The sequence below is a fragment of the Salinicola sp. CR57 genome (genome assembly GCF_003206585.1).
Taxonomy (GTDB): Bacteria; Pseudomonadota; Gammaproteobacteria; order Pseudomonadales; family Halomonadaceae; genus Salinicola; species Salinicola lusitanus.
In genome coordinates, this window is sequence record NZ_PZJL01000006.1 from 300,425 (window position 1) to 327,086 (window position 26,662).

The window sequence follows — 26,662 nt, forward strand, 5'->3', positions numbered from 1 at the left end:
CGGCCGCAGATCTCCTACATCAATCGCGATCCCACCGCTGCCTTCATCCGCTACGACGTCGGCGGGGCAGGTGTGGCGCGCTTCAACCCAATGCCCAAGGAAAGCTCTCGTGGAACAGACGACGGCAGCACGCTATCGATGGATCGACCTCGTCAGAGGGACGGCGGTGGTCCTCGTGATCGTGCTTCACTCCCAGTACGGGATTTCGATTCGCTATGACGGACTCTGGTCCTGGCTCCCGCTGATGTCGGAATACCTGGCGCCGTTCAGGATGCCGGTGCTGATGTTCCTGTCAGGACTGATGGTGGCGCGGTCGCTCCAGAAGGGGCCGCGCCGGTTCTTCACCGGAAAGCTGAAGAACATCGCCCACCCCTACGTGGTGTGGACCCTGGTCGCCTTCGTGCTCTATTCGCTGCGCTGGGTGCTGATGAACGAACCCATGCCGGATGAGCTGTTTCCGCTGCTGATCCTGCCCTACAACTATCTCTGGTTCCTGTACTGCCTCTTCATCTACTACATCCTCGCTTTCTTCCTGTTCAAGTTGAGTGCCAAGGGCGCGGTCGCGGTGACGTTGTTCGGCTATCTGCTCTATTTCTATCTGGCACAGCACCTGGCGCCGGACTGGCTGCTGGTGCCGGACGACGACGGCCGGATGGTGCCGACGCTACCGACCAAGATCGTCTTCTATGCGGTCTTCTTCATGCTCGGCGGCTGGCTGGGCGAAAACCTGAGCAGATTCGCCGAGGGTCTCGCGCGGCTGAATCCGATGGTGGTCTGGCTGCTGGTGGCGATCTGCCTGGCGGGCTACCTGCTGCCGCTCCATCCGTTCTCACCGGTCTATCTGCTGATCTCCCTGGCATCGCTTGTGCCGCTGGCGCGTCTCGCCATGCTCGGTTGGGTGCAGCGTTGCACAACGCTGCTGCAGTGGTGCGGACGCCAGTCGATCGTACTTTTCGTGGCCCACATGCCGATCATCCTGGTGGTCGTCACGGTCCTGTCGAAAGCGATGCCCGACTCGAATGCCAACCTGGTGTTCGCGCTGCTCTTCGCCGTGACCTTTGTCTGCTGCTGTGTCCTGGCGCGGATGTCTCAGCGCTGGGCCGCGGTCAGATTCCTGTTCGCCTACAACCTGAAGGGGCGTCAGGTCCGGGTCGAGAGCCGGGCCTGACGCTCCTTGGCCAGGGGGTGATCGAGAGGCTCTCTATCATCGGCGTGGGCTTGGATAGCGCTTCCCGCCGGACGATTGCCGTCCCGCGGGGAAGTACTTAGGGAATGGAAAGGAGCCATTCGTTGGGCAAGGAACGTAAGTATCTCTACGAGATTCAGGGGTTGCGGGCCGTCGCGGCCCTGATGGTCGCCGTCTATCACATCTGGATTCAACGCGTCTCGGGCGGCGTCGACGTCTTCTTCGTGGTTGCCGCCTTCTTCGTCGTGGGATCGCTGACACGTCGGGCGCCGCTGTCGTTGGCCGACGTGCTGGATTACTACGGCAAGACACTACGGCGGCTGCTGCCGAGCGCGGCGCTGGTGGTATGCACGACGATTCTGCTGTCGATGTGGTTGATGCCGGACTCGATGTGGCGCAACCAGATCAAGCATGCGATGGCATCGATGCTGTTTCTGGAGAACTGGTCGCTGGCGTTGACCGCCACCGACTATCTCCAGCAGGGGGCACCGCCGTCGCCGTTTCAGCAGCTGTGGGCACTGGCGGTTCAGGTGCAGTTCTATTTCGCGTTTCCGCTGCTGCTCTGGGCAGGGTTGAAGCTAGATGCACGCCGGGGGCGTCGGGACAACCACGCCTGCGTGCTGTTGCTGCTGGCGATCACCGTCCTGTCGCTCTGCTACAGCATCTACATTACCGAGAAGAATCAATCCTGGGCCTATTTCGACACCTTTGCCCGGGCCTGGGAATTCGCCCTCGGCGGGCTGCTCGCGCTCGGGGTGTCGCGGGTCTCGCTGTCACCGCCTGCTGCGAAGATCCTGGGCTGGATCTCGCTGGTCGTGCTGACGACCTTCGCCCTATTTCTCGACGTTTCGACCCTGTTCCCCGGCGTCGTTGCCCTGGTGCCGGTGCTTGCCGCGATCGGAATCGTCATCGCGGCGCGGAATCGATGCGACATGCGGTTGCTGAACAACCGATTCGTCGTCTGGTTCGGTGACATGTCGTTTTCGTTCTATCTCTGGCACTGGCCGCTGCTCTCGTTCTATCGCTATGTCACCGGAGCGTTCGATGTCGGCCTCCTCCCGGGGCTGGCAATCATCGGCGGGGCCGGCGTGCTCGCCTTCCTGACCACGTGGGGCCTCGAGACGCCGGTGCGGCGTTCGCCGCTGCTGTCTCGCCGGCGAATTCATACCTATGGCGCCTGCGTGCTGTTGATGGCGTTTCCGCTTGCCTCGTTGGCAATTTGGTATCAGGACTATCAAGGACGTAGCGCGGCAGCCAGATCGGAACTCGCGACCTTCCTGCGCGCGCCCGACGTTCCCGATCACGATCTCCAGCCGTCGACTCTGATCGCCAGCCTGGATCTGCCCGCTTCCTCGTTCGATGGTTGCCATCAGAACTATCTGCAGCCCGAGGTCCGGGAGTGTACCTATGGCGATCCGAAAGCGGACTATACGGTCGTGCTCGCGGGCGGCTCCCACGCCCAGCACTGGTTGGCGGCGCTGAAGGTCGCAGCGGAGCGTGAGGCGTTCCGGTTGATCTCGATGACCAAGGGCGCGTGCATGCTATCGACCGATCCGCATGCCCGCTATCAGGTCAACCCTTCCTGTCTGGCATGGAATCGCGAGGCACTCGAGCGCCTCGGCGAGTTGAAACCCGACCTGGTATTCACCACGGCGACTCGGGGGCAGGGGGCAAAGGAGCGCGTGCCAAAGGGATACCGGCAAGTCTGGCAGCGGTTGGCCGACGACGACATCGACGTGCTCGCGATTCGCGACAACCCTTGGTACGGCTTCGACGTGCCCAAGTGCGTCGACCTCCAGGATAATCCGAGCGTGACGTGTTCCATCCCCAGGCGCTCGGTATTGAAGGCGCAATCGCCCACCGGCGAGGTTCACCTGCCGAACGTTCAGTTCGCTGACCTGAGCGATCTCTTCTGCGACGACCAGCGCTGCTCGCCGCTGCGGGACAACGTATTGGTCTACCGCGACGATCATCACATTACCAACACGTTCTCCCATCTGGCGGCAGATCGCATCATCGCGGCGCTGCATCGGGCGGAGTCGACATTCGACGACTCTCCTCGAGGGCGCTGAAACACCTGAGCACCGGCGGGTCATCCGGTGCTGGCGAGCCGCCCTCGTGCCCGAGCTCCACAGTGCACGCCCCCTCATCGATCCCATCAGCCGCAGGAGAGTGTGTCATGCCGAGCCGACGTCAAGTGCTGGCCGCGGGACTTGGCGGCCTGGCCATCATCGCCATGCCGTCCCTGACCATGGGAGCCAGCCAGCGATCATCCAAGTCATCGTCGAGGTTACCGGCCCCGGCAGGGCGGATTCAGGAAACCCCGCCCCAGGGGGCGATCCGTCTGCGTCAGGCGGAGGGACTTATCGTGCTGGGCTAGCCCGACATCTCGAAAGGTGGCAAGTGGGCCGGGCTGAAGAGAAACCGTTCGCGAGCGTGGCGACGCTACCGAGGCCCGGCTCAGCGCGGGCGAGTCGCCTTGAGACCAACGCGTAGCCCGCGATAGCGTTCGATGCCCTCGTTCTGGTCGGTCTCGACGTCGACGGGAGAAAAGCTCAGGTCCCGGTTGTTCAGGGCTTCCCACTGGAGCGCCGCGCCACCGGATCGCTGGTTGATATTCAGTGCCACCAGCCGACTCCCGGCTGTCACCAGGTTGCCGTGGAGGCGGAAGGCGTGGCCGGGCGAGCGGCCCGAGCGGCGGGCGTCGCCGATCAGGATCGAGGTGTCGACGCCGGGCACGTCGATTCGACACTCGATGATGTCGACGATGGTCACGCCCCCGTAGGCGCGCGCCTGAGCCAACAGCGGTATCACTCCCGGCGGTTGTTCGACCGTCGATTCGATGACCCCGCCTTGCCAGCGGGCGTAACTTGCCCCGTTGGGGCCGATGGCGACGAGGGTGTCGCCGTCCGACGCCGGTTTGGTGAATGTGAAGCGGTTCTCCTGCAGGCACTGTTCCCGCGCGTTGCTGTGCGCGCGCAGATCCATCACGACGTTATGGTGATTGACGTTGCGGTAGGTGACGTTGACCCAGGAGTCGACCGCCACCAGGCCAAAGCCTTCCCCCTCGTAGACGAAAGATCCGGTATCCAGCACCACATCCTGTTCGAAATCCGGATCCTCGAATCCCGCCAGGCGCCTGAATAGCGTCTTCCCCAGCCCCGGCTTGAAACGCTTCGTCGCGTAGCGTTCGCGCAGCCGTGCCGCTTCGGCGGTCTGCCGCGCATGGAAGTTCTTGATCACATTGCCGCGGGTCGCGTAGAAGATCGAGATGCCGAAATTGCCAGCATTGACCGAATGGATGCCATCGAACAGGCAGTAGGTGCAGCCTTCGAAATCGAACGCTGTATCACTCACATCCCGGGCGCTGCAGCCGAATATCTTGACGTTGTGGGCGTTGTTGAAATAGATCGCGCCGTTGGAGCGAGTGCAATGGACGTCGCTGATGTAGCCGTCGCGCAGGCGTCGCATCCAGCGTAGTTCGCCTCCCTTGCCGGGCCTGGCCGATCCTCCCCAGCCGGAAATGTTGCAGTAGTCCATGCGCACATGGGCGATGCTGAAGTCGCTCACGAAGTTGAGCCGCACGGCCACGGCTGCCTTGCCGTCTCCAGGGGTATAGCTGTAACGATCGGCGCCCCCGGTGAGATGGCTGATGCGAATGCCCTGGTTGAGATCGTCCGGGGTGTCGGGATCGAAACCCGCGATGACGGCGTTGTCGGTGGTGGGATCGTCCTCGCGCGCCAGCGAATAGCGGCGGTTGAGCTCCAGTTCGTGGAAGAACTTGATGCCGCCGCAGCGGACGTGATGATTGTCGTGGTAGTCGACGCCGCGCACGCAGACCAGGGTGGCCGCGGCGCTGGCGAAGTCGCTGGCCTCGAAGGTCAGCCCCCGCAGCTCGATGTCGTGGCTGAAGCCGAGGTCGACATCGCCGGCGGGGCGCCCCTCGGCCCAGGCCGCCACCACATGGGGTTCGCGCAGCCAGAACAGGCCGTCGCGAAAAGAGGCGCCGACGTAGTCGCTGACGATGCGACTGTTGGCGAGCGCGCCATCGCCGATGATGCGCGTGCCGGAACAGAGCCGAATCCGCTGCTTGCCGACGTAGAGACCGCGACCTGCGGGCAGGCTGGGCAGGTACTTGGTGCGGTAGGGCGTCTTGTCGAGGGTTTCCTGAAGCCAGGCCGATTCGTCCGTGCCGGCGCGACCATCATCACCGAGGCCGTAATCGGCGCGGAATCCCACCTTGAGCAGATGGACGTCGTGACTGCAATGCTGATACGCCGCGCCATCATCCGCCCACAGCGTGAAATGGTGATGACCGGCGCGCTCGTCGCGCTCGTCGCGCTCGTCGCGCTCGGCATCGCCAGCCAGCCAGGCTCGTTGACCGGCGCGTGACGGGTCGTCCCGGGCCACGCAACGTTTCAGCTCGACATCGACCTCGTCGGCCAGGTCGTGGTGGAACCGGCGGCAGATGACCGCGCAACCGTCGGGTACGCGATGTGCGGGCCAGCGCCTGAGGGTGTCGACCGAGTCGATGGCCAGCAGGCGCTGATCGAGCGCCTCGGTCAGGGACTGTTGGCCAGAGGCGGAGTGAACCTCTCCCTGATCGAAGAACTGCGTGTTCAGGCGCTGGTGGCTGTCTTCACTCCGAACCTCGATTCGATAGTGTCCGTTGGGCGCCGCGAACTGGATCTGGCCGTCGTCACCCGCGGAGAAGGGGTTGTCGAGCGGGTCGCCAGCAGCGTCGCGGAGCGTCGCCAGCGGATCGCCATCCTCGAGGGAATAGACAGTAACCCGGGCGTGGGGGATGACTCGGCCGTCGGTACCTTGGGCAAAGAAGGTCTTCAATTCCATATCGTCGTGCACCTAAGCCTAATCCGTTAGTCGCATTATCCGGGCTCGACGTGGGCAACGCCTTAGCGAAGCGTTGTTCTTTTGTAAGAGGGATGAGGTATCGGGTAAGTCTCCGGAAAGGCGCTGGCCGACGAACCAGGGAAGGCCGGTTCGACGGGGTGGATCAGAGCCCGAGCAGATGGACCAGCGGAGGCAGCAGGAACGCGGTGGTCAATCCAGAGACCCCCATCGCCAGGCCGGAGAACGCGCCGGCAACCGCGCCCACCGAGGCAAAGCAGTAGGCCGTGCCGAAGCCGTGGGCCGCCAGCCCCATGGAATATCCCTGAATCGTGGGATCGGTAATGCGGGTCAGGCGAAAGATCCAGGGGCCGACGATGCAGCCGATGACGCCGGTGATGAGGACGAGCCCCGCGGTCAGTGACGGAATGCCCCCCAGTTTCTCGGCGATACCCATGGCGATCGGTGAGGTGACCGATTTCGGTGCCAGCGAGAGTACCGTTTCGGTGTTGGCACCCAGGGCCATGGCGACCCCCACGGCGGAGATCACCGCCGTGGCCACGCCGGTGATCGTGCCGATGACGATGGGCCGGAGCATTCGGCGCACTCGCTCCCGATGGTCGTAGAGCGGAATGGCCAGGGCCACGGTGGCCGGCCCCAGCAGGAAATGCAGAAACTGCGCGCCCTGGAAGTAGGTGGCGTAGTCCGTGCCGGTGAACAGCAGAAAGCCGATCAGCAGCGCGATGGTGACGATGACGGGGTGCAGCAGCGGGGTGCCGCCTGCCCAGCGGTTGATATAGGTGGCGAGAATGAAGGCCAGCAGCGTGGCGAAGAGGTGCAGCAGGGGGGAGGCGGAGAGATAGACCCATATCTGCTCGAGCCCGAGAGCGTTCATGCCTCGTTCTCCTTGGCGGGTTGGCGATGGCGGGCGGTGCGCTGGAGGATCTGGCTGGTCACGAGGATCGTCACCGAGGTCGAGGCGATCAGGGTGGCAATCAGAATCCAGATCTCCTGGCGGATCAGGCCGAAGTGCTGGATCAAGCCGACACCGGCAGGCACGAACAGCAGCGTGAGGTACTTGAGCAGGCCTTCGCCCATCACCCTCAGGCTGGCGGGAACGCTGCCGCGGATCAGCAGGCCGATCAACAGCACCAGCATGCCCAGGACCGGCCCGGGAACGGGCAGGGAGAGTGCTCGGCTGATGACTTCCCCCAGGAACTGGCAGCCGAGCAGAATGCACATACCGATGATCAACGACATGACGCCACCTTGTTAGACTTTGGTCTCGATATCGGCGAATTGTACCCATGGCTGGCCATGGAGACGAGGCCTACGCTCAGCGCCTCCATCCCGCCAGGCGCGTATCACAGCCCCCGCGATGGCCTTGCTGCCGCGCCTGGCTTGTGTCGAGAAGGTTTTCGCAACCGATTGAAAAAAAAGCCTTAAGAAGCGCTTTTCATTTGCGGGGACGCAAGGTAGTATACGCTGCGTTTCACGGGGACCGCCGCTGGTGGCCCTGTCGAAATCGGAGCGTGGCGCAGCTTGGTAGCGCGCTGCAATGGGGTTGCAGAGGTCGCAGGTTCGAATCCTGTCGCTCCGACCAGATACGACGAAAAGGCCGCCGGGGAATCTCTGGCGGCCTTTTTTGTTGCCTCGCTTTGCTGGGGGAGCCGGCACCGCAGTGGGGCCATGATGCCGGCTTCGGTGCGTCTATAGCCAGACCAGCTCGATCAATCCCAGGCAGATCAGGGTGACCACCACGGTCCCTGCGACGTTCAGGAAGAAGCCGGCACGGATCATCGATTGGATCGTCATTCGGCCCGTGGCGAACACGATGGCGTTGGGTGGGGTGGCCACCGGCATCATGAAGGCACAGCTGGCGGCGATGGCGGCCGGCACCGTAATCAGCAGGGGATCGACCCCCAGTGATATCGCCAGGGCGCCGAGCAGCGGCAGGAACGCAGCGGCCGTTGCCGTGTTCGACGTCAGTTCGGTAAGGAAGATGATCACCAGCGTGATCACCCCGATCAGAAGAAGAAGCGGCAAGTTGCCGAAGACGGTGAGTTGATTGGCAATCCAGTCCGCCAGGCCGGAACTGCTGATCGAACTGGCCAGGGCGAGGCCCCCGCCGAACAGCAGCAGAATTCCCCACGGGAGATCCCGGGCGTCCTCCCACAGCAGTAGCGGACGATGCCGCTCACTGCCGCTCGGGATCAGGAACAACCCGACACCGGCCAGCAGTGCGACCGAAGTGTCCGAGAGCCATTCGACGCCCCAGTCGTTGAGTAGCGGTCGCGTGACCCAGGCCAGCGCGGCCAGGAGAAAGACGATGCCGACGCGTTTTTCGGCCGGTTTCATCTCGCCGAGCTTGGCCAGTTCGTCGCCAATGACGTCGCCGTTGTCATCATCGAGCTTGAGTTTGAAGCCGCCCCGGGTCAGCCACCACCAGGCTACCGCCATCATTACCACGCTGACTGGAAGGCCGATCACCATCCATTGCGCGAATCCAAGCTCGATATCCTGCTCGCTGGACAGATAGCCCGCGAGTATGGCATTGGGCGGGGTGCCGATGAGCGTCGCGATGCCGCCAATGCTGGCGGAGTAGGCGATGGCCAGTAGCAGGGCGGTGGCGTATCGTTTCACGTCTTCCGATTCCGCGTTGGCGAAAAGGGAAACCACCGACATGCCGATGGGCAGCATCATGATGGCGGTCGCGGTATTGGAAACCCACATGCTGATGAACCCGGTGGCCAGCATGAAGCCGGCGATCTGCTGCCTGGGTTTCTGGCCGACGACGTCAAGAATGCGCAACGCAATTCGACGGTGCAGGTTCCATCGCTGCATGGCGATCCCCAGCAGGAAGCCGCCGAGAAACAGAAAGATGGTTGGGTTGGCATAGCTGGCGGCGGTTCCCTTGAGATCGGCGATGCCGAGCGCGGGAGCCAGCGGGATGGGGAGTAGCGAAGTCGCTGGAATCGGGATCGCCTCGGTCGCCCACCAGGTCGCCAGCAGCAGTGCCAGGCCCACGCAATGCCAGGCTGCCGGCTCCATACCGGCGGGGGCTGGCAGCAGCTGTGTCGCGAAGACCCAGAGCGGGCCGAGAACCAGGCCGATCCGGGCGGCCATCGAAGGCGCTTCGGATGATTGATCGGATGCTTCCGTCATCGTGTGAATTCCTTGTCCATAGGCGGGGTGATCTCCATTCTACTTAAGACGTAGATAACTCCGAGCCTGCCGGGTCTTAGTCTTTGGTCTAACTCGGTGACGGGGTGATAATGGTGATTCGCTTTGCAAACGACGATCGACTGGCCCGATCGCCAATCGATCTCCTTGTTAGAAGAGCTGACTGATGAACCTATCGCTGCAATCCTTGATTGACCCTCTTGTCGCCCTGGTCAGGGAGGCCGGGGCCGCTATCGAAGCGGTCGGACATGGCGCCCTCGACACGCAGCGCAAGGTGGACGATAGCCCGGTTACGGCTGCCGACCTGGCCGCTCACCAAGTGCTCGTCGAGGGGCTACCGTCGATTGGTTCTCGCGACTGGCCTATCCTGTCCGAGGAGTCGGCATCCATTCCGTGGTCGGAGCGTAGCGAATGGTCCACCTACTGGCTGGTCGATCCACTGGACGGCACCAAGGAGTTCATTCGTGGCTCGGACCAGTACTCCGTCAATGTGGCCCTGATCGACAGCAACCTTCCCGTGCTGGGGGTGGTCGGGAAACCGCGCACCGGAGAGATATGGGTCGGTGAGCCGGCTCGAGGAGCCTGGTACCAGGCGAGTGATGGCGGGGCTTGGGAGTCACTGCAGGTCCGCTCACACAACCCCTTGCGTCTCGTCGTCAGCCGTTTTCACCGAGGGGCGAGCACCCGGCGTCTGATCGAGTCACTGGGCGATGTCGAAGTCGAGGAACTGGGCAGCTCGCTCAAGTGCTGCCGGGTGGCGGAGGGCCTGGCCGATCTCTATCCTAGGTTCGGTCCAACCAGCGAGTGGGATACTGCCGCGGCGCAGGCCGTGCTGGAAGGCGCCGGCGGACATCTTGTCGATTGCCACTCCTGGAGAGCGCTGCGCTACAATGCCGGGGATAGCCTGCTGAACCCGGCCTTCGTGGCCTGCGCCTCCTTGGACGGCGTATGGCGGGACGTCTGGCCGGATTGACTGACAACCTGGGGCGCCGTCACGAAAGCGTCGTGGCGTCGGTGTCTCGGAAACCTCGATGACCACATCACCAGAAGGCGGCTTTCTCTCTCATGTCCTTGTCTCTTGCGGTAGGGCTTTCACTCCTGGCCATGCTCGTCATCGTTGCGCTGTCCGTTTATGCGTGGCGACTTTGGCGTGAGGTCGAGCGGCGCAAAGCGCGCCGGGAGGAGGAAGTCGCGCGCGCCAATCGAAATTGCATCGAGAGCCTGCAGGCGCTGTCTCAGGCCATGCTCGAACGCCAGGTGGACATGGTCGAGGGCGCGTTACGCTGTAAAGTGCTGCTCGATATCATCGATCATCGCTTGACCGAGCGGGATGGCTGGAAAGTATTCCGCGAAGTCCAGGCCGAAGCGAAGCATCTGCACACCCATCAGGCCCGGCGCGAACTGTCGCCGAAAGACCGCCACCGGGAGGACAAGGAGCGTGAGGCCATTGCGGCCAGGCATGAGCGCAGTCTTCACCATGCGGCGGCGGCGCTGCAGGCTTTCTGTCTCAAGTGGTCGGGACACGGCGCTTCCCGCGCCGCGAACTGAGATCCGGGCCTTCGGTCGCCGACAGTTGTTATTCGGTTACGGCGCGAAAGTGAAGTAGGCGCGTGATGCGCCCGTGATGCGAAAGGATAGGGATTAAAAAGCGAAGTTTTCGCTAATCCACTTTGCCAATCTTGGAAATGATGCTAAAAAAGAACAGTGTTTCCCGACACGGGTTTGCATCTCGGGCTGGAATCGATAATGCTGTTACGGAGCTGCAAAGAAAAGGGACAATGGGAACATTGACCACTGCTCAAGTCGACGCGAATGACGGTCGCCGAGAGATTTCTTTGTCGTTGGGGAAGGAACACCTTTCTCTTGACGAATTCGGCTTCTATACTCGAAGCCGCTGGGTAACGCCCGTTACGACTAGCGCTGTGTTAAGAAGGAGTCTTACATGAAAAAATCAACGACTGGCCTGCTACTGGGTTCCGCTCTGGTAGTCGGTCTCTCTGGTTGTGCCAGTTCCGGTATGGAATCCACCGGTAGCTCGTCAGACCAGGCCTGGTATCAGTCCCCGTTCGTCTGCGGCATCGCCGGCGGCCTGATCGGTGGTGGCATCGGCTACGCGACCAGCAGCGATTCCGACGAAGATACCGGTGCTGCAGTTGGTGGCGTTGCCGGTGCTACTGCCGGTGCACTGCTTTGTGCCGACTATTCCTCGAACGTCATGGATAGCGATGGCGACGGCGTGCCCGACGATCGCGACCAGTGCCCGAACACGCCGGCTGGCGTAGCGGTCGACGCCGTGGGCTGTCCGCTCGACACCGACGGTGACGGCGTGCCGGACTACATGGACCAGTGCCCGGGAACTCCGGCTGGCGTAGAAGTCAACGCTCAGGGTTGCCCGCTGGATTCTGACGGTGACGGCGTGCCGGACTACCAGGATCAGTGCCCGAACACCCCGGCTGGCGCAGAAGTCAACTCGCTGGGCTGCGAGGAAGACCTCGTGCTGCGTGACGTCAACTTCGAGTTCGATTCGGCCAAGTTGACCTCCAGCGCTGAAGCTATCCTGGACGGCATCTCCGAGAAGCTGATGTCCAACGACCAACTGCGCATCCGCCTTGAAGGCTTCACCGACTCCGTCGGTCCTGCAGCCTACAACAAGGATCTGTCGCAGCGTCGTGCGGACTCCGTCAAGGCCTACTTGGTCAACAAGGGCTTCTCTGCCAGTAACATCACCACTATCGGTTACGGTGAAGAGCAGCCGATCGCCAGCAACGATACCGCTGAAGGTCGTGCTCAGAACCGTCGCGTCGAACTGGGCGAGTGGGAATAAGTCTTTTCCCAACACGCTTCTGACGTGATTTTGAGGGCGCCTTCGGGCGCCCTCAATGTTTGTAGCAACAAAATGGTTGCCCCCAGGGGCGACTGGCCGTTCATGGATGGTCAAGCGGCGTTGCCGCTGCTAGTCTACGGTTCCCCGTAACCGCCGAAGGGCGATGCCAATCCACTTCCCTCGCGTATCGGTCGGCCTGCCCGTATGCAGGTCCTGTCGCATGGAGGGGGTGTTCTGTTGATCGATCGAGTTCATGTGGTCTTTGGTGTGGACCACCACTGAACGTAAGGATGTTTTGATGCCTATTGTGACACTGCCCGACGGCAGCCAAAGAACGTTTGAAGAACCCATTACCGTGATGCAGCTGGCCGAATCTATCGGCCCTGGGCTGGCCAAGGCGTGCATCGCGGGAAAGATAGATGGCGTTGAAGTCGATGCCGCCGACGTCATTGACCGTGACGCCGAGGTGGCGATTCTGACCGCCCGCGATGAAGAGGGGGTCGCGATCATTCGTCACTCGTGCGCCCACCTGCTGGGGCATGCGGTGAAGCAGTTGTATCCGGACGCCAAAATGGCCATCGGTCCGGTGATCGACGACGGTTTCTACTACGATATCGATTTTGCAACCTCGCTCTCTTCCGAGGACCTGGAGGCCATCGAGGCGCGGATGAAATCGCTCATCGAGCAGGAGTACGATGTCGTTCGAGAGTACGTCGATCGCGCTGAAGCCCTGTCGGTCTTCGTATCGCGAGACGAGCCTTACAAGCAGGAGATCGTCGAGGGTATTCCTGAGGACGAGACCATCCGTCTCTATCATCACCAGGAATACATTGACATGTGTCGCGGCCCCCACGTGCCGAACACTCGCCATCTCAAGGCGTTCAAGCTGACCAAACTGGCCGGTGCCTATTGGCGTGGCGATGCATCGAAGCGCATGTTGACGAGAATCTATGGCACGGCCTGGGGTGACAAGAAAGCGCTGAAGTCGTACCTGACGCGGCTGGAGGAGGCCGAAAAGCGCGATCACCGCAAGCTGGCACGGCGTTTCGACTTCTTTCACATGCAGGAAGAGGCGCCAGGCATGGTCTTCTGGCACCCTCGCGGTTGGACGCTTTGGCAAGTCGTCGAGCAGTACATGCGAGGCGTCTACAAGCGTAGCGGGTATCAGGAGATCAAGTGCCCCCAGATCATGGATGTGTCGTTGTGGAAAAAGTCCGGCCACTGGGACAACTACGCCGACAACATGTTCTTCACAGAGTCGGAAAAGCGTGAGTATGCGCTCAAGCCGATGAACTGCCCTGGGCATGTCCAGGTGTTCAATTCGGGCTTGCGCAGCTATCGTGAGTTGCCGATTCGCTATGGTGAGTTCGGTGGCTGCCATCGCAACGAGCCTTCGGGCGCCTTACACGGTATCATGCGGGTTCGAGCATTCACTCAGGACGATGGGCATGTCTTTTGTACCGAGGGGCAGATCGAGCCCGAGGTGACTGCCTTTCATCGCCAGGCGCTCGAGGTCTATGGTGACTTCGGCTTCGAGGATATCGCCGTCAAGATCGCGCTGCGTCCCGACAAGCGCCTCGGTAGTGACGAGACGTGGGATCGCGCGGAGGATGCACTTCGCGCAGCGCTTAGCAACTGCGATGTCGAGTGGCAGGAGCTGCCTGGCGAGGGCGCGTTTTATGGTCCGAAGATCGAATACCACATGAAGGACTGCCTGGGACGTGAGTGGCAGGTTGGAACCATGCAGGTCGACTTCATGATGCCGAGTCGCCTGGGAGCGCAGTACGTCGCCGAAGATGGCTCGCGTCAGGTGCCGGTCATGCTGCATCGTGCCATCGTGGGCTCGATGGAGCGTTTTGTCGGTATTTTGATCGAGCATTACGCCGGGGCCTTGCCCTTGTGGCTCTCTCCGGTCCAGGCTGTGGTGCTCAACATCACGGATGCTCAGCGTGATTATGCCGAAAAACTCGCCAAACGCTTGCGTGAAGCGGGTTTCCGAGTCGAGTCGGACTTGAGGAATGAGAAGATCGGCTTTAAAATCCGCGAGCATACGCTGCAGAAGATTCCTTATCTGCTGGTTGTCGGCGATAAGGAAGTCGAATCGGGTGCCGTTGCAGTGCGTACTCGGTCCGGTGAGGATCTTGGGTCGCTATCGTTGGAGGCGCTGCTGGCGCAGCTCCAGCGAGATGGCCAGCCGGACAGGCACTGAGCAGCAACGTTAATCGCCAAACGGAGATCTAACGATCAAGCGTAATAATCAGCGCGGGCGCCCTCAGGAAAAGCGCGCGCCCATCAATGACCGTATTCGTGCAGACGAAGTTCGCCTTATCGATGCCGAGGGCGAACAGGTGGGAGTCGTTCCCATGCAAGAGGCGCTGGAACGCGCCGAGGAAGCCGGAATGGATCTCGTTCAGATTTCCAATGCCGATCCCATCGTCTGTAAAATCATGGACTACGGCAAGTTCCTCTTCGAGCAGAAGAAGCAAAAATCTGCTCAGAAGAAGAAGACCAAACAGATCCAGGTCAAGGAAGTCAAATTCCGGCCTGGCACGGACGAGGGCGACTATCAGGTGAAGTTGAAAAACCTGATACGTTTCCTCGAAGGTGGCGACAAGGGTAAGGTCACGCTGCGTTTCCGGGGTCGTGAAATGGCACACCAGGACATCGGTCGTCGACTGATGGAACGGATTGCCGCCGATCTCGAAGAGCTGGCCGCTGTCGAGTCCTTCCCCAAGATGGAAGGTCGGCAGATGATCATGATCCTTGCGCCCAAGAAGAAGTGATCCGCTGGCAAGTCGAACGGGGCGTGGCGAGTGCGAACTCGTCACGTCCGGCCTCGGGTTTTCTCAATAAAACGGAGTGGAGTTTTTCCCATGCCGAAAATCAAGAGCAACAGTGGCGCTGCCAAGCGCTTCAAGAAGACTGGTAACGGCTTCAAGCACAAGCAGTCTTTTCGTAGTCACATCCTGACCAAGAAGTCCACCAAGCGTAAGCGTCAGTTGCGTGGCATGAAGCAGGTACACGCTGCCGACAAGCAGCTCGTCACCCGCATGCTGCCCAACCTGTAACACTTGGTCGTCAGTCTTTAACGTCAGGAGAGTACTATGTCTCGCGTCAAGCGTGGTGTCGTCGCACGTCGTCGTCACAAGAAGATCATGAAGCAGGCCAAGGGCTACTACGGTGCGCGCTCGCGCGTCTTCCGCGTAGCCAAGCAGGCCGTTATCAAAGCCGGGCAGTATGCGTATCGCGACCGCCGCCAGCGCAAGCGTCAATTCCGCGCTCTGTGGATTACGCGTATCAACGCGGCGGCTCGCGTCAACGGCATGTCCTACAGTCGTTTCGTGGCGGGTCTGAAGAAGGCCGGCATCGAGATCGACCGCAAGGTGCTGGCTGATCTGGCAGTTCACGAAAAAGCGACCTTTACGGCGCTCGTCGAAAAAGCCAAAGCTGCATAAGCGGGTCATGCCTTGCCTTTGACGGGCAATGCGTTGTACGACCGATCCAGGGGAAGAGCAGCTGCTCTTCCCCTGTTTTTTTATACCGTTTTGCTGCGTGGCCCATGAGAGGCGGCGCGGCATGCCGAACGACAAGCGGAGCTCGACGGATGGATCATCTCCCTGCCCTGGTGAACGAGGCGAGAGCGGCGATCGCCGCTGCCGAAGACGCCCAAGCCCTGGACCAAGTGCGCGTGCGTTTTCTGGGCAAGAAAGGCGAGATCACGGCTTTGCTGAAGGGGCTGGGTCGGCTTTCCGCCGAAGAGCGCCCGGCGGCCGGTGAGCGCATCAATGAAGCCAAGCAGGCCTTGCAGGCGGACCTCGATCAGCGCAAGCAGGTGATCGATGAGGCTGCGTTGGCGGCCCAGCTCGAAGCCGAACGCGTCGATGTCACGCTCCCGGGGCGGGGCGAGGTCAACGGCGGGCTGCACCCCGTGACCAGAACGCTGGAGCGCATCGAGTCGCTGTTTCAGCATATCGGTTTCGAGGTCGCCGTCGGTCCGGAGATCGAGGACGATTTCCATAACTTCGAAGCGCTCAACATCCCGGCCCACCATCCCGCTCGCGGCATGGCGGACACGTTCTATTTCGACGCGACACGTCTTCTTCGAACCCACACCTCGCCGGTTCAGGTTCGCACCATGCAGTCCCAGGAGCCGCCGATCCGAATCGTCTGTCCCGGTCGTGTCTATCGTAGCGACTCCGATCTGACGCACACGCCGATGTTTCACCAGGTGGAGGGGTTGCTGGTCGACGAGGGTGTCAGCTTCGCCGACCTCAAGGGCACGATTGCCGACTTCCTGCACGCGTTCTTCGAGCGTGATGACCTGGAAGTGCGGTTTCGACCCTCCTATTTCCCCTTTACCGAGCCGTCGGCCGAGGTCGATATCCAGTGCGTGATGTGCCGGGGCGAGGGTTGTCGAGTCTGTTCCCAGAGTGGCTGGCTGGAGGTGATGGGGTGCGGCATGGTGCATCCGGCAGTATTCCGTCACTCAGGCATCGATCCTGAGCGCTATACAGGCTTCGCTTTCGGGATGGGAGCCGAGCGCTTGGCGATGCTGCGCTATGGCGTGAACGACCTCCGGTTGTTCTTCGATAACGACCTGCGTTTTCTGAGTCAGTTCAACTGAGTCCACCGCCCAGTCAAGGAGTGTCAAGATGAAGTTTTCCGAAGCATGGCTGCGCGAGTGGGTGTCACCGGCGCTGGAGACGCAGGCCTTGGCCGATGCGATCACCATGGCGGGACTCGAGGTCGATGCCGTCGAGCCTGTCGCCGCGAGCTTCCATGGTGTGGTGGTGGCAACGGTGACCGACAAGTCGCCGCACCCCGACGCGGACAAGCTCAACGTCTGTCAGGTCGATGACGGCTCGGGTGAGCCGGTGCAGGTGGTGTGTGGCGCCCCCAACGTGGATATAGGGCAGCGGGTCCCGTTCGCGCGAGTGGGGGCGGTGCTGCCCGGTGATTTCAAGATCAAGAAAGCCAAGCTGCGTGGGGTGGAGTCCCGCGGCATGATCTGCTCGGCCTCCGAGCTCGGCTTGGAAGAGGGGCATTCGGATGGGATTTACGTGCTGCCACCGGATGCGCTCACCGGGCAGGATTTTCGAACCTGGCTGGGCCTCGACGACCACACCATCGACGTCGACCTGACGCCCAACCGCGGTGACTGTCTCAGCCTTCGTGGAGTCGCACGCGAGGTGGGGAGTGTCACCGGCACCAAGGTCAGCGAGCCGACCGTCTCTACCGTCGTGGCCCGAAACAACGCCCAGTTCCCGGTCAGCGTGCACGATGGCGAAGGGTGTCCCCGCTATCTCGGGCGTGTCATTCGCGACGTCGATGTGACGGCGAAGACTCCGCTGTGGATGCGCGAACGCCTCCGTCGCAGTGGCATCCGCAGCATCGATCCTGCGGTCGATGTGACCAATTACGTCATGCTCGAGCTCGGCCAGCCCATGCACGCCTTTGACCTCGACTCGCTGGAGGGCGGCATCGAAGTCCGCCGTGCGGCTGTTGGCGAGCGCCTGACCTTGTTGGATGGACAGGAGGTGGCGCTGGACGACTCCACGCTGGTGATCGCCGATCGTAGCGGCCCGCTGGCGATCGCGGGAGTGATGGGCGGCGAGTCTACCGGTGTCACGTCTCGGACACGCCACCTGTTTCTGGAGGCTGCCTTCTTTTCGCCCCTGGCCATCGCTGGCAAGGCGCGGGATTTCGGGCTGCACACCGATGCCTCGCACCGTTTCGAGAGAGGAGTGGACCCGGATATCACCCGCACCGCGATGGAGCGGGCGACCGAGTTGCTGCTTTCGATCGTCGGCGGCGCGCCCGGGCCCATCACCGAAGTAAGAAATCCCGCGACCCTTCCGCACCGGGGTAGCGTCGAGCTGCGCCGTGATCGTCTGGCTTCCTGCCTGGGCGTGCGTCTGGCGGACGAGGAGATTCAGCGCATCTTCCGCTCGCTCGGTATGACCAGTTCGGTGTCGGGGCAGACCTGGCATGTGCAGGTGCCGAGCTGGCGCTTCGACGTGTCGATCGAGGAAGACCTGATCGAGGAGTTGGCGCGCATCCATGGTTACAACCGGCTGCCCGCCACGCGACCCGAGGCCCGTCTGTGGCTGAAGGCCGACGACGAGGCCACCCAGCCGTTGAAGCGTCTCCGTCGTCACATGGTGTCCAGGGGCTATCAGGAAGCCGTGACATACAGCTTCGTATCGCCCGAGTTGCAGTCCCTGATCGTGCCGGAGGGCGTTTCTCCCGCGTTGGCGAATCCGATTTCCAGCGACATGTCGGTCATGCGTCACAGTCTGTTCCCGGGATTGATCAAGGCGCTCACCCACAACCTCAATCGTCAGCAGCATCGCGTCAGGCTGTTCGAGACCGGGCTGGTGTTTCAGGGGGCGCTGGACGACCTGACCCAGACATCGATGTTCGGGGGCTTGATCTGTGGGCCGCGCAGTGCGGAAGGGTGGTCCGCCAGTCGCGAGGGAGTCGACTTCTTCGATCTGAAAGGCGACCTCGAGAGCCTGATGGCCATGAGTGGATGCGGGGAGGAATGGACGTTCGTCTCGGCGTCGCATCCCGCTTTGCATCCGGGGCGCTCTGCCCGCCTCGAGCGCAACGGAGTGGCGGTCGGATGGCTGGGCGCGCTGCATCCGGATGTTCGCTCGCAGCTCGATATCAAGCCTGACGTTTATGTGTTCGAGGTCGAGCAGGAAGCCCTGACGCGCGGTGTCATACCAAAGTTCAAGCCGCTGTCGCGATATCCGGAAGTCCGCCGCGATCTGGCCTTCCTGGTGGATGAGAGCGTCGGCGTCACACCGCTGGTCGAAGCGATTCGGGCCCAGGCCGGCGAATGGTTGACTCGCTGGCAGCTGTTCGACGTTTACCAGGGTGCCGGTGTCGAGTCGGGAGCCAAGAGCGTTGCCCTGGGCTTGACCTGGCAGCATCCTTCGCGCACTCTCAATGACGAGGAAATCAATCAGTTAATCGCAGACGTGGTGCAGGCGGCTCAAGCTCGCTTCGGTGCCAGGCTGCGGAGTTGATCTGTCATCCTGCGCGAAGGGAGCGATCATGGGAGCGCTGACGAAAGCTGAGCTTGCGGAACATCTTCACACCGAACTTGGTTTCTCCAAACGAGAGGCCAAGTACATGGTGGAGACGTTCTTCGAGGAAATTCGCGGATGTCTGCGCGAGAACGAACAGGTCAAGCTCTCCGGGTTCGGCAACTTCGACCTGAGAGACAAGCGGGAGCGGCCTGGACGCAATCCCAAGACCGGCGAGGAGATCCCCATTTCCGCCCGGCGGGTCGTGACTTTCCGTCCCGGCCAGAAGCTCAAGGCCCGAGTCGAAAGCTTCGACGGTGAGTTGCAGGAAGAGTAAGCCGCCGGACTGGCCTCTTGGTCCCACGGATTTCGCGATCGCCTGCCAGCATCACGCTGGCAGGCGATCGCGTTTTCGTTTCCGGCGCGTGAGCCCCGCTGCCGGTGTGTGCTAAGCTCCCGCGCAAATCAACTGTCGACTGAGTGTTATGTCCAAGCTGAAGATTTTTGTCGGTACCGTCTACGGCGGTGCGCTCGATGTCGCCGAGCAGGTTTCTCCCTTGTTCGAACAGTCCGGTTATGAAGTCACTATCGTCGAGCAGCCATCGCTGGAAGCGTTGACCGATGATATGCCCGACCTGGCACTGTTCTGTGTCTCGACCACGGGGAGCGGTGACTTCCCTGGCGATTTCGTGCCATTCGTCCGTGAGCTGAAGACCCGGTCGCCGAGTCTCGCGGCTCTGCGTTATGGTCTGATCGCTCTGGGCGACAGCTCTTATGGCGACACGTTCTGCGGCTCCGGCCGGGCGCTCGACGAGATGCTCGCCGATCTGGGTGGGACGCGGCTGGGAGAGCGTCTCGAGATCGATGCCATGGAAACGTTCATGGCGGATGATGCCGCGCTGCCCTGGGTGGAGGAGTGGCTGGCATCGCAGGAGTTGAAGGGGTGACGGTACAGCAGGGGCCGGCAGCGTCGCGGGCACTGACCGCCACGCGCTGGAGCACGCTGCTCGGACTGTGGGTGGTGATGTTGGTCTCGCTGCCACGCTACTGGCTACTGCATGACCCGACGCGGCTATGGCTGCTGGCCATCCTGGCTGCGGCGGTCACCGTCGCGTTGATAGGGTTGTGGTGTCTGATGGCCGTCGCCGAGCGTCAACGCTGCCGCGGCGCCGTAGGGCACCTGGTCGTCTGCCTCGCAATCGGTGGGCTGCTGATCTCCGCCTGGCACTGGGTCGACGTGGCGGTCGATCATTGGGCGGTAGTGCTCTCGCAGGGAGCAGCCCTGGGGCTGCTGATACACGTCGTGCTGCGTCTCTGGCGACGACGGCGCTAGATCCGGTCGGGTCCTGCCTGTTTTCCCGTCCTTCAGGACTGAAACTCGCCACCGTGTCCGGTACGCCATTCGGCGATCGTCGTTGCCTTGAGAGCCGGAAAGGGGGCCGTCAAAGGCTTCTCTTTCCCACTCTTTCCTATTCGATACCGTTTCCACTCGATTCAGAACCCTGGATCACGATCAGGCAGGCCTGATCGTGATCCGGGGCGGGCCGCCGGCAGTCGACGTTAGCCCAGGGTGTAGCAGGGCACGTATTCGCTGCCGGGCAGTTTCATGCGGCCCTGGGCGACGAACGATGTCAATAGCGCATCCAGGCGGGCCATCAGCTCGGGCTCGGCGTGCAGGCGGAAGGGGCCGCGCGCGGCGATGGCGCGAACACCTGGCTCCTTGACGTTGCCGGCGACGATGCCCGAGAACGCCCGGCGCAGGTTGGCGGCGAGTTCGTGGTTCGGCTGATCGTGATGCAGGGCCAGCGCCGCCATGGCTTCGTGAGTCGGCTCGAAGGGCTGCTGGAACCCGCGTTCGATATTGAGCCGCCAGTTGAAGTAGAAGGCATCGTTCTGCTCGCGTCGGAACTCTGCCACCTTTTGGATGCCGTCGCGCATCAGGCGGGAGACGGTGATCGGGTCGTCCACGACGATGCGATAGTGACGACGGACCGACTCGCCGAGGGTATAGCACAGGAACTCGTCGATACGCTGGAAATAGTCCCGGGCACTCTCCGGACCGGTGAAAATGACCGGGAAGGGAATGTCGCGGTTGTCGGGGTGCATGAGGATTCCGAGCAGATACAGAATCTCTTCCGCCGTCCCCACGCCACCGGGGAAGACCACGATGCCATGCCCGATACGCACGAACGCTTCCAGACGTTTCTCGATGTCCGGCATGATCACCAGTTCGTTGACGATCGGATTGGGAGACTCGGCGGCAATGATGCCGGGCTCGGAAATCCCCAGATACCGACTGCCATGGCGTCGCTGTTTGGCGTGGGCAAGATTGGCACCCTTCATGGGGCCTTTCATGGCGCCGGGACCGCAGCCGGTGCAGATGTCCAACCCGCGCAGCCCCATGTGATACCCGACCCCCTTGGTGTAGTCGTACTCTTCGCGGGTGATCGAATGCCCGCCCCAGCAGACCACCATGCTTGGCTCGTGGGCCGTGCGTAGGGTGCTGGCGTTACGCAGGATGTGGAAAACCGCGTTGGTGGCTCCCTCGTTGGTCTCCAGATCGAACTTGGGGTTGTTCTGTATCTCGTTGTAGACGTAGACGATGTCACGCAGTACGGCGGACAACTGCTCGCGTACACCACGAATCATGCGACCGTCGACGAAAGCGCAGGCAGGGGCATTGGAGAGTTTGAGTCGGATGCCGCGATCCTGCTGCAGGACTTCGATGTCAAAGTCCTTGTAGGTCTCCATCACCGCCAGACCATCGTCGGTAGGGGTGTCGCAATTCAATATTGCCAGTGCACAACGGCGCACCAGGTCGTGAAGGCCACTGGTCGAGGTGTCCCTGAGTCGATTGACTTCGGATTGAGAGAGCACCTCGAGGCTGCCCTCGGGGGAGACGATGGTCGATAGCGTCTCAGGCATGGACGACATCCTCGTGCAAATAGGTTCGATAATTCAGTGCTCGGCCCGCGCAGCGGCGGTTTGCCAGAGTCCCGCGATCTGTTCGCGATCGGCTTCGCTCATGTTGTCCTGAGCGAATGTGCTCTCCAGCCATTGCCAGTAGGTGGCGTCGAAGTCTTCCGCTTCGACATCGGCGGGATCGTATTCGGCCATTTCCTGCACCAGGCCGATCTGGGGAATCATGTAGCCGAGCGCGAACAGCTCGCTGTCATCGGCGCGCTGCTCCATCGCGAGAAGCGTTTGCTGCACGGCCTTGGCGCGCTGCGCAAAGGGATCAGACATAGCGTTTTTCAATCCTGAGTGAAAGCCCGTCAATGCTAACATAGGCACCGGTCCCTATCGCAGTGGCGCGGGAGGGCGGATCAGGCCGTCGTGGCGCCGCTCGGGTTCGGTGGGGGCGGGACCGGGAAATCGTGGGGAAAGGCCAGGACCCGGCCGGGCTTTTCTCGGAGGCGACGGTGCGAGTTCGGGCATAAATTGTTATGATTGGAAAGTCCACAGGCGACAACGAGGCGTTATCGACTTTCGGCAGCAGCAGGCCATCGAATCGAAGCGCTTTAATTGCTTACAGCGTGAGTGATCCGCGTTTCCATGTTCAACGCCCAGTATTTCCGCACCTACATGATGCTCGTCGAGACAGGTAGCTTTACCCAGACCGCGGGCAAGCTGGACATGACGCAGCCGGGCGTCAGCCAGCACGTGCGCAAGCTCGAGGAGTATCTCGGCCGCTCGCTGCTCAATCGACATGGCCGCCGCTTCTCGTTGACCGACGCGGGACGTCGGGCCTACGACTATGCGGTGAAGCTTTTCGCCGAACACGAGCATTTTCGCCATTCACTGGATGATGATTCACCGGATAGCGGTGAATGTCGTATTGCCTCGCCCGGTAGTGTCGGCCTAATGTTCTACCCCTTCCTGCTGGGATATCAGCAGATGCATCCGGGGCTGACGGTCAACTACAGCTTCGCTTTCAACCACGAGATTGCTCAGGATGTGGTGGCCGGTCGTTATGACGTCGGTATCGTGACCGAAGTCAGCAAGCATCCCGACTTGAGTTACGAGGCTTGGCACCAGGAGCCACTGTGTCTGGTGGTACCGGCTGATTTCGCCGGCACTAGTCTCGGTGAATTGCTCGCGCTCGGGTTCGTCAACTACAACGACGGCAACACCAATGCGAGCCTGCTGTTGAAGAGCAACTTCGGCAGCGAGTTTCGCAGCATGAGTCATTTTCCGCGGCAGGGCTTCACCAATGAAGTGGGGCAGGTTCTGGATGCGGTGGCCAGGGGGTTGGGATTCACGGTCGTGTCGCGCCCGGTGCTGGAAACCTCGCCATGGCAGCGCCAGGTCAAGGAGGTCTCGCTGTCGAAACCGGTCTATGAGACGTTGCATCTGGTATCGCGAACCGACGTCGAACTGCCCAAGCGTTACCGCCAGTTGCTCGAGTCCTTTCGCCAGCAGCGACTCAACTCGCTGTATGGTTATAGCGAACTGCCCGCCATGGAACCCAACTAGGGGCCGTCTGAAAACTGCCCGTGCTTGTCCATACGGCGTTAAAAATCAGTCTCACTGAACCCTATCCGTCCCTGGCTTAATGACAACGGCCGCTCGATGAGCGGCCGTTGTCGTTGGATCCTTGCTATGCGCTTCAGAGAGCCTCCCGATAGGCCTCGATCGGCGGGCAGCTGCAGATCAGGTTGCGATCGCCGAAGACGTTGTCGACCCGATTGACCGCCGGCCAATACTTGGCTTCGCGCACGGCGTCGGTCGGGAATGCCGCCGTCTCCCGGGAGTAGGGGCGATTCCACGCTTCCTCGGTCACGTCCGTCATGGTGTGCGGTGCCAGTACCAGGGGGTTGGTGTCCCTCGGCCACTCCCCGGATTCGACCCTGGCGATCTCTTCACGAATCGCGATCATGGCATCGCAGAAGCGGTCGATCTCGTAGCGAGACTCGGATTCGGTGGGTTCCACCATCAGCGTGCCCGCTACCGGGAACGACATCGTCGGGGCATGGAAACCATAGTCCATCAGACGCTTGGCGATATCCTCTTCGCTGATACCGGACGCCGCCTTGAGCGGGCGCACATCGAGAATGCACTCATGGGCCACGGTGCCGTTGGCACCCTGATACAGCACCGGATAATGCGTCTCGAGCCGCCTGGCGATGTAATTGGCGTTGAGGATGGCCAGCTCGGTGGCTTCACGTAGCCCGCGGGCGCCCATCATCTTGATGTAGGCCCAAGAGATCGGCAGGATCGAGGCGCTGCCAAAGGCGGCCGCCGAAACCGCGCCGGAATTCTTCTCGATGCCTTCCTGTGGAGTCACCACGTGATTGGGCAGGTGTGGCGCCAGGTGTGCCTTGACGCCGATGGGGCCCATACCCGGGCCGCCGCCGCCGTGCGGAATGCAGAAGGTCTTGTGCAGGTTGAGATGGGAGACGTCGCCGCCGTAGTCACCGGGGCGACAGAGCCCGACCTGGGCGTTCATGTTGGCGCCGTCGATATAGACCTGGCCGCCATTGTCATGAACGATCCGACAAGCATCACGAATGTTCTCCTCGAACACGCCGTGGGTCGATGGGTAGGTCAGCATGATGGCCGACAGATTGGCGCTGTGCTTCGCGGCCTTGGCTTCGAGGTCCGTCATGTCGATATTGCCATCGCGGTCGCACTCGACGACGACGACCTTCATCTGGGCCATGGCCGCGGAGGCCGGGTTGGTGCCATGGGCGGAGCTGGGAATCAGGCAGATATCGCGATGGCCTTCATCCACCGCGGCCTGATACCGCCGAATCGCGACCAGGCCGGCGTACTCGCCCTGAGCGCCCGAGTTCGGCTGCATCGAGATGCTGTCGTAACCGGTGATCTCGATCAGGAAATCGCTCAGCTCGGTGATCATCTGGCGATAACCGGTGGTCTGCGCCGCAGGGGCGAAAGGATGGATGTTGGCAAACTCGGGCCAGGTGATCGGTATCATTTCGCTGGTGGCGTTCAACTTCATGGTGCAGGAACCCAGCGGAATCATCGCATGGGTCAGCGAGAGATCGCGATTTTCCAGGCGCTTGAGATAGCGCAGCATCTCGGTTTCGCTGCGGAAACGCTGGAAGTTGGGATGCTGCAGGAAGTCGCTCTGACGGCGGTAGGCAGCGGGGATCCCGCAGGCGTCGCCCTCGATGGCCTGATGGTCGAGCTCGCTGACGGAAAGGCCGTGTTCCTCGCCGATCAGCACATCGAACAGCTCCGCCAGGTCGGCCGCGGTGGTAGTCTCGTTGAGGCTGACCCCGACTTCTCCGTCGGCGGGATAGCGCAGGTTGATCTCGCGCGTCAATGCGCGGCCCTGAATCCGGTGGCTGTCGACACCGGACAACGTCAGCGTGTCGAACCAGCTGTCGTGCTTGAGCGCGATCCCATGCTGCCTCAGACCCTGTGCGAGCAGGGTCGTGAGGCGATGAATACGGTCGGCGATGGTTCGCAGTCCGTCGGCACCATGATAGGTCGCGTAGAACCCGGCGATGTTTGCCAGCAGCGCCTGCGCGGTGCAGATATTGGAGGTCGCCTTCTCGCGGCGGATGTGCTGCTCGCGGGTCTGCATCGCCATGCGCAGCGCCGGGCGTCCACGGCTGTCCTTGGAAACGCCGATCACCCGGCCGGGCAGGGAGCGCTTGAGCCCTTCGCTGGCGGCGAAGAAGGCGGCATGCGGGCCGCCATAACCCATCGGCACACCGAAACGCTGGGAGTTGCCCAGCACGATGTCCACGCCCATGGCGCCGGGCTCCTTCAGCCTGACCAGGCTCATCAGGTCCGCCGCGACGCAGGTCATGATCTGGCGCGAGCGGGCCTCGGCAACGAGGCTTTCGATATCGACGATGTCGCCGTCGACACCGGGGTACTGCAGCAGCGCGCCGAAAACGTCTTCCTGCGCCAGCTGGCTCGCGGGTGCCACGACCAGCTCGAATCCGAGGTAGGCCGCCCGGGTGCGGAGCACGTCCAGGGTCTGGGGCAGCACGCTGTCGGCGACGAAGAAGCGCTGGCTCTTCTGCTTCTTGTTGGCGCGCCGGCAGAGCGCCATGGCTTCCGCCGCCGCCGTGGCCTCATCGAGCAGCGAGGCGTTGGCGATCGCCATACCGGTCAGATCCATCACCATCTGCTGGAAGTTGAGCAGCCCCTCCAGGCGTCCCTGGGCTATCTCGGGTTGGTACGGCGTATAGGCCGTGTACCAACCGGGATTCTCCAGCACGTTGCGCTGAATGACGCCAGGCAGGTGCGTCGGATAGTAGCCCTGACCGATGTAGCTCTTGAAGACCTTGTTCTGGCGAGCCAGACCCCGTAGATAATCCAGTGCCTCCGATTCGCCACGCGGGCCATCCAGATCCAGTTCCCGGCCGAGTCGGATTCCCTTGGGAATGGTACGATCGATCAGCGTCTCCAGCGATGACATGTCGAGCGCTTTGAGCATCTCGGTGACGTCGAGAGAATTCGGGCCATTGTGACGCTGAATGAAGTCGGCGTGATTGGCCAGGTCAGTCAGAGGGCGAGTCTCGGTGGGCATGATCTATCCGGCGAGGTTGGCGGGGAAAGGGGCGGCCGTTCGACGACGATGGCAGCGAACGGCCGAGCGGGTAAGGG

23 protein-coding genes and 1 tRNA gene are annotated in these 26,662 nt (G+C 61.9%); 17 read left to right on the forward strand and 7 right to left on the reverse strand.

Annotation, left to right across the window (positions count from 1 at the left end; genetic code table 11):
• Positions 1-109 precede the first annotated feature (109 nt).
• The 3 genes from DOM56_RS11380 (at position 110) to DOM56_RS11390 (ending at position 3,566) form a co-directional block, all read left to right on the forward strand.
• Positions 110-1,168 (forward strand): acyltransferase, encoded by a 1,059-nt coding sequence (locus DOM56_RS11380; RefSeq protein WP_157958217.1) that lies wholly within the window; start codon positions 110-112, stop codon positions 1,166-1,168.
• A 122-nt stretch (positions 1,169-1,290) separates the two neighbouring features.
• Entirely contained in the window at positions 1,291-3,258 is a 1,968-nt protein-coding gene (locus DOM56_RS11385; protein WP_157958218.1) for an acyltransferase family protein, read from the forward strand.
• 107 nt (positions 3,259-3,365) lie between these two features.
• Positions 3,366-3,566 carry a hypothetical protein gene (locus DOM56_RS11390; RefSeq protein ID WP_110708856.1) on the forward strand — a complete coding sequence of 67 codons (201 nt, stop codon included), beginning with the start codon at positions 3,366-3,368 and terminating at the stop codon, positions 3,564-3,566.
• 80 nt (positions 3,567-3,646) lie between these two features.
• Here DOM56_RS11390 and DOM56_RS11395 read toward each other — a convergent pair whose 3' ends face one another.
• From DOM56_RS11395 to DOM56_RS11405, 3 genes are all read right to left on the reverse strand, one after another.
• Positions 3,647-6,037, reverse strand: a complete 2,391-nt coding sequence (locus DOM56_RS11395; protein WP_157958219.1) for a right-handed parallel beta-helix repeat-containing protein — start codon at positions 6,035-6,037, stop codon at positions 3,647-3,649.
• A 163-nt stretch (positions 6,038-6,200) separates the two neighbouring features.
• Positions 6,201-6,929, reverse strand: coding sequence for an LrgB family protein (locus DOM56_RS11400; protein ID WP_110708858.1), 729 nt, complete (start codon positions 6,927-6,929; stop codon positions 6,201-6,203).
• A complete protein-coding gene (locus tag DOM56_RS11405; RefSeq protein WP_110708859.1) occupies positions 6,926-7,294 on the reverse strand; it encodes a CidA/LrgA family protein in 369 nt (122 codons plus the stop codon). Before DOM56_RS11405 ends, DOM56_RS11400 begins: the two co-directional genes overlap by 4 nt.
• A 266-nt stretch (positions 7,295-7,560) precedes the next feature.
• Here DOM56_RS11405 and DOM56_RS11410 point away from each other — a divergent pair.
• Positions 7,561-7,637, forward strand: a tRNA-Pro gene (locus DOM56_RS11410).
• A gap of 107 nt (positions 7,638-7,744) precedes the next feature.
• On the opposite strand, the gene DOM56_RS11415 is transcribed toward DOM56_RS11410, so the two are convergent.
• Positions 7,745-9,199 (reverse strand): DASS family sodium-coupled anion symporter, encoded by a 1,455-nt coding sequence (locus tag DOM56_RS11415; RefSeq protein WP_110708860.1) that lies wholly within the window; start codon positions 9,197-9,199, stop codon positions 7,745-7,747.
• 184 nt (positions 9,200-9,383) lie between these two features.
• Between DOM56_RS11415 and cysQ the strand changes: the two genes are divergently transcribed.
• The 12 genes from cysQ to DOM56_RS11475 all read left to right on the forward strand — a co-directional run bounded on the left by cysQ (position 9,384) and on the right by DOM56_RS11475 (position 20,408).
• Positions 9,384-10,190 (forward strand): 3'(2'),5'-bisphosphate nucleotidase CysQ, encoded by an 807-nt coding sequence (cysQ, locus tag DOM56_RS11420; RefSeq protein ID WP_198655755.1) that lies wholly within the window; start codon positions 9,384-9,386, stop codon positions 10,188-10,190.
• A gap of 92 nt (positions 10,191-10,282) precedes the next feature.
• Positions 10,283-10,765, forward strand: coding sequence for a DUF2489 domain-containing protein (locus tag DOM56_RS11425; protein WP_110708862.1), 483 nt, complete (start codon positions 10,283-10,285; stop codon positions 10,763-10,765).
• A 394-nt stretch (positions 10,766-11,159) separates the two neighbouring features.
• Entirely contained in the window at positions 11,160-12,041 is an 882-nt protein-coding gene (locus tag DOM56_RS11430) for an OmpA family protein (RefSeq protein WP_110708863.1), read from the forward strand.
• Between the two features lie 298 nt (positions 12,042-12,339).
• Positions 12,340-14,250, forward strand: a complete 1,911-nt coding sequence (gene thrS / locus DOM56_RS11435; protein WP_110708864.1) for a threonine--tRNA ligase — start codon at positions 12,340-12,342, stop codon at positions 14,248-14,250.
• A gap of 34 nt (positions 14,251-14,284) precedes the next feature.
• The gene (infC, locus tag DOM56_RS11440) at positions 14,285-14,824 is read left to right on the forward strand and encodes a translation initiation factor IF-3 (protein WP_083387150.1); all 540 of its coding nucleotides are present in this window, start codon (positions 14,285-14,287) and stop codon (positions 14,822-14,824) included.
• 90 nt (positions 14,825-14,914) lie between these two features.
• Positions 14,915-15,109, forward strand: coding sequence for a 50S ribosomal protein L35 (gene rpmI / locus DOM56_RS11445; protein WP_071230088.1), 195 nt, complete (start codon positions 14,915-14,917; stop codon positions 15,107-15,109).
• Positions 15,110-15,145: 36 nt separating this feature from the next.
• Complete coding sequence (gene rplT, locus DOM56_RS11450; RefSeq protein WP_110599548.1) at positions 15,146-15,496, forward strand: 50S ribosomal protein L20; 351 nt, start codon at positions 15,146-15,148, stop codon at positions 15,494-15,496.
• Between the two features lie 149 nt (positions 15,497-15,645).
• Positions 15,646-16,665, forward strand: coding sequence for a phenylalanine--tRNA ligase subunit alpha (gene pheS, locus DOM56_RS11455; protein ID WP_110708865.1), 1,020 nt, complete (start codon positions 15,646-15,648; stop codon positions 16,663-16,665).
• 28 nt (positions 16,666-16,693) lie between these two features.
• Positions 16,694-19,075, forward strand: a complete 2,382-nt coding sequence (gene pheT, locus DOM56_RS11460; RefSeq protein WP_110708866.1) for a phenylalanine--tRNA ligase subunit beta — start codon at positions 16,694-16,696, stop codon at positions 19,073-19,075.
• 28 nt (positions 19,076-19,103) lie between these two features.
• Entirely contained in the window at positions 19,104-19,412 is a 309-nt protein-coding gene (gene ihfA, locus DOM56_RS11465; RefSeq protein WP_110599554.1) for an integration host factor subunit alpha, read from the forward strand.
• Between the two features lie 148 nt (positions 19,413-19,560).
• Positions 19,561-20,022 (forward strand): flavodoxin domain-containing protein, encoded by a 462-nt coding sequence (locus tag DOM56_RS11470; protein WP_110708867.1) that lies wholly within the window; start codon positions 19,561-19,563, stop codon positions 20,020-20,022.
• Positions 20,019-20,408, forward strand: coding sequence for a hypothetical protein (locus DOM56_RS11475; protein WP_110708868.1), 390 nt, complete (start codon positions 20,019-20,021; stop codon positions 20,406-20,408). Before DOM56_RS11470 ends, DOM56_RS11475 begins: the two co-directional genes overlap by 4 nt.
• Before the next feature lie 227 nt (positions 20,409-20,635).
• On the opposite strand, the gene ppnN is transcribed toward DOM56_RS11475, so the two are convergent.
• Both ppnN and DOM56_RS11485 read right to left on the reverse strand, forming a co-directional pair.
• Positions 20,636-22,000, reverse strand: a complete 1,365-nt coding sequence (gene ppnN, locus DOM56_RS11480) for a nucleotide 5'-monophosphate nucleosidase PpnN (protein ID WP_110708869.1) — start codon at positions 21,998-22,000, stop codon at positions 20,636-20,638.
• A 33-nt stretch (positions 22,001-22,033) separates the two neighbouring features.
• Positions 22,034-22,363, reverse strand: coding sequence for a YfcL family protein (locus tag DOM56_RS11485; RefSeq protein ID WP_110708870.1), 330 nt, complete (start codon positions 22,361-22,363; stop codon positions 22,034-22,036).
• 267 nt (positions 22,364-22,630) lie between these two features.
• On the opposite strand from DOM56_RS11485, the gene DOM56_RS11490 reads away from it, so the two are divergent.
• Complete coding sequence (locus tag DOM56_RS11490; protein WP_110599564.1) at positions 22,631-23,551, forward strand: LysR family transcriptional regulator; 921 nt, start codon at positions 22,631-22,633, stop codon at positions 23,549-23,551.
• A 133-nt stretch (positions 23,552-23,684) separates the two neighbouring features.
• Here the strand turns inward: DOM56_RS11490 and gcvP are convergent, their stop codons facing one another.
• Positions 23,685-26,585, reverse strand: coding sequence for an aminomethyl-transferring glycine dehydrogenase (gene gcvP, locus DOM56_RS11495; RefSeq protein ID WP_110708871.1), 2,901 nt, complete (start codon positions 26,583-26,585; stop codon positions 23,685-23,687).
• Positions 26,586-26,662 lie beyond the last annotated feature (77 nt).